The 3,723-nt window shown below is 67.8% G+C and carries 2 protein-coding genes and 1 pseudogene; 2 read left to right on the top strand and 1 reads right to left on the bottom strand.

Features of this window, described 5'->3' with window-relative positions; genetic code table 11:
• Positions 1-1,262: pseudogene (locus BN903_RS10320) on the top strand (tryptophan--tRNA ligase); the annotation flags it as partial.
• 391 nt (positions 1,263-1,653) lie between these two features.
• Here BN903_RS10320 and BN903_RS10315 read toward each other — a convergent pair.
• Positions 1,654-2,034: a DUF5518 domain-containing protein gene (locus BN903_RS10315; protein ID WP_048077646.1), complete on the bottom strand. Its 381-nt coding sequence runs from the start codon at positions 2,032-2,034 to the stop codon at positions 1,654-1,656.
• A 126-nt stretch (positions 2,035-2,160) separates the two neighbouring features.
• On the opposite strand from BN903_RS10315, the gene BN903_RS10310 reads away from it, so the two are divergent.
• The coding region (locus tag BN903_RS10310; protein ID WP_048077682.1) for an ATP-binding protein at positions 2,161-3,723 on the top strand (1,563 nt) is incomplete at its 3' end.

Below are 3,723 nucleotides of genomic sequence, written 5' to 3'. Positions count from 1 at the left end.
GGGCGGCGACGTCGGTTCGGGCTCATCGCCGACCTACGAAGCACACGTCGGCGCGGCGGATGTCGTGGTCGGAGATCGACGAACACGCCCGCAACTACCTCCTCTCCCTCCTCGCGCTCGGCTTCGACGCGGAAGGGGGAGAGATCTACCGCCAGTCCGACAACCGGACGGTACAGGATCTGGGGTTCGAACTCGGCTCGAAGGCGAACTTCTCCGAGTTCGAGGCCATCTACGGGTTCGACGGCGAGACCAACATCTCGCACATGCAGAGCGTGATCACCCAGACCGCGGACATCCTCTACCCGCAGCTCGTCGACGAGCCGAAGCCGACGGTGATCCCGGTCGGTCCCGATCAGGACCCCCACGTCCGGCTCACGCGCGACCTGGCGACCCGGGTGCGCTACTTCAAGGTGACCGAGGCGTTCGCCTCCTTCGAGCTGGACGACGACGAGCGGCGGCTGGTGCGGGCCGCCTACGACGCGCTCGCCGCCGATGCGGACAGTTCAGAGACCGACGTGCGCTGCGAGGACGCCGCCGACTGGCTCGCCGACTACGAGCCGCCCGAGAGCGACCGCGAGAGCGTGGACCTCGCGGCCGCGAAGGCGTCCGCGCTCGACAAGCTCGAAGCCGGCGGGAAGGAGCCGCTCCGCCCCCGCGTTCGCTTCTTCGACCGCAACGCCACCGACGAGGCGTTCGAGGCGCTGATCGAGGCCGTGGAGGGCGAAAAACGCGTGTTCGAGGGCCACGTCGACGCCTTCGACCTCACCCGCGGCGAGGCCGAGTCGGTCGCCCGCGAGGTCGAGATCGACCACGACGGGTTCGGCTTCCGGCAGCCCTCCTCGATCTACCACCGCTTCATGACCGGCCTGACGGGCGGGAAGATGTCCTCGTCGATCCCGGCGAGTCACATCTCGCTGCTCGACGACCCCGAGGACGGCTACGACAAGGTGCGCTCGGCCACGACGGGCGGCCGCGACACCGCCGAGGAACAGCGCGAACTCGGCGGCGAGGCCGACGAGTGCCCCGTCTACGAGCTGTACGCTTACCTCCTCGCCGGCGACGACGACGAGCTGACCAAGACCGTCTACTCCGAGTGCGTCAACGGCGAGCGGCTCTGTGGCGGCTGTAAGGAGCAGGCCGCCGAACTCATGCGCGAGTTCCTCGAAGACCATCAGGAGAAGCGCGAGGAGGCCGAGGAGCTGCTCGACGACCTCGACATCGATTTGGACTCCAACCGGCGCGGCACCGGCGGAGAGCACTGAGACGACGCGACCGAAACGCGCTGCTTACTGACGTTTTATCCCGCGGTGGCGCGCGCCTCCGAGCGGCCGCCACCGGCGGCCGCGAGGAGCGCCGCGCGAGGGAGTCAGTCGCCCGGAGCGAAGCGGAGGGCGACTGACGAGGCTGGGGAGGTATGAGGCTGTACTGTGCGGTCGCGGGGCGGGACTCGAAGGGGCAGCCGGGAGGCGGGCGCAGGCGACGTAAGGACCGCAGGAGCGAACGAAGTGAGCGACGAGGACCGCAACAAGCGTGCGCCCGCCTCCCGGCTGGGGCTTCGGTAGTCCTCGTGTCGATCGCGGATTTACAAGCAACGACGTACGGCCGAGCGACTGGGGCCTCGACGGTATCTTCGCCGCCACGCCCCGTCTCACACTACAGTTCTTCCTTCAGATACACCCCGAGCAGGCCGCCGAGCGCGCCCAAAACCACGGAGTAGGCGACGCCGCCTATCACAGAGATCACTGTGAGGACGGCGATCACGCCGATTGTGAGACCGACTTCGAGCGGGATCGCGAAGAACCCGAGAAACGGGAGGAGTACCAGCACGAGCAGCAAGATGACGACGATCGGAATCGACGCGATCGCGCCGGAGAGCGCGCCGACCCGAAGGCCGTCGTCGCTCTCGGCCGTCCCGTCGCTACTCAGATACCCGGCGACAGCGCCGCCGAGGAGCGGTCCGAGACCCGTAAACGAGAGCAGGACCGATGCGACCGCGCCGATAACCGCGTTGAGGAGGGTGTTCTCGGTGTCCATAGGTGGTCGGACTCTCGGCGGCCGCATACGCTTTGCGGACGCCGCCGCACCGAGACGAGCCGACGCGCGACACTGTTGGCCGTGCCGAGCCGATGGTTTATGATGCGGGCGGTACCTGTCACGGGTATGAGCGAGGAGGAGGCCATCCACGTCGCGGACGTCAGCGAGGGGATCGGCGGCGACGCGACGGCGGAACCGGGTTCGCCGGTCGATCTCCCGGTCGTCGACGTGCTCACCGGCCGGTCCTTTATCACCGGGAAGAGCGGCTCCGGGAAGAGCAACACCGCGAGCGTCGTCATCGAGAACCTCCTCGACAACGGGTTCCCCGTGATGATCGTCGACACGGACGGGGAGTACTACGGGCTGAAAGAGGAGTACGAGATCCTCCACGCCGGTGCCGACGACGAGTGCGACATCGTCGTCTCGCCGGAACACGCAGAGAAGCTGGCGAACCTCGCCTTAGAGCAGAACGTCCCGATCATTCTGGACGTCTCCGGCTACCTCGAAGAGGACACCGCGAACGAGCTACTCTTAGAAGTCGTCAAACAGCTGTTCGCGAAGGAGAAGCGCCTGAAAAAGCCGTTCCTGCTCGTCGTCGAGGAGTGCCACGAGTACATCCCCGAGGGCGGCGGGATGGACGAGACGGGGAAGATGTTGATCAAGGTCGGCAAACGCGGCCGGAAGCACGGCCTCGGCATCGTCGGGATCAGCCAGCGCCCCGCCGACGTGAAAAAGGACTTCATCACCCAGTGCGATTGGCTCTGCTGGCACCGCCTCACGTGGGACAACGACACGAAGGTGGTCGGCCGCATCCTCGGCTCGAAGTACGCCAGCGCGGTCGAGGACCTCGGCGACGGCGAGGCGTTCCTGATGACCGACTGGGACGAGTCGATACGCCGGATCCAGTTCCACCGCAAGCAGACGTTCGACGCGGGCGCGACCCCCGGACTCGACGACTTCGAACGCCCGGAGCTGAAGTCGGTTTCAAGCGATTTGGTCGGCGAACTCCAGTCCATCTCCGACGAGCAGGAGCGCCGCGAGTCCGAACTCGCCGACCTCCGTCAGGAGATCGACAAGAAGGACCAGCGCATCCAGGAACTGGAACGCGAACTGGAGGAGGCCCGCGACCTGAGCAACATGGCCGACCAGTTCGCGCAGGCCCTGCTCGGGAAAGCCGAAGCCCCCTACCGGGGCGGCGGCGGGCGGCCCCCCGCCGAAGCCGACCGCCTCGGAACTACTGCCGCCAGCGAAAACGAGGCCGACGGGGACGTCGACCAGTCCGTGCTCAAGTCGTACGACGAGGCGGTCGCCGCGACCGAGGCGGACGGTGAGACCGAGGTCGACGCGGAGGTCGAAGCGGACGCGGAGACCGAAGCAAACGCAGAGACCGCGGAGATCGCGGACGCCGCGGCGGACGACGGAGAGTCGGTCCCGGACGACGGCGACTCCGGCCCCGCGGCCACCGATTCCGGGGCCGTCGACCCGGCGGTCGAGGGTGAGTCGGGTCCGCCGGACGACGTCGACCCCGTTACCCGCGACGACGTGGCCGAGAGCGCGCTCCGGTTCGACGACGCGATCGAACTCGGCACCCGCGAGGCCGTCATCGAGGAGCTCCGCTCGCGGATCGAGTCGCTCCCGGAGCTCTCCCGGGGGATGCTCCGTCACTACCGGCGGGAGGGCGCGAGCGAC

Source organism: Halorubrum sp. AJ67, from assembly GCF_000513435.1.
Note: the sequence above shows the minus strand (reverse complement) of the source record. Positions and strands in the feature narration are given on the sequence as shown.

What these genes read in the sequence shown, in the direction of transcription:
- BN903_RS10315 (WP_048077646.1), bottom strand. Translation starts at nt 2,034, where the DNA reads ATGGACACCGAGAACACCCTCCTCAACGCGGTTATCGGCGCGGTCGCA.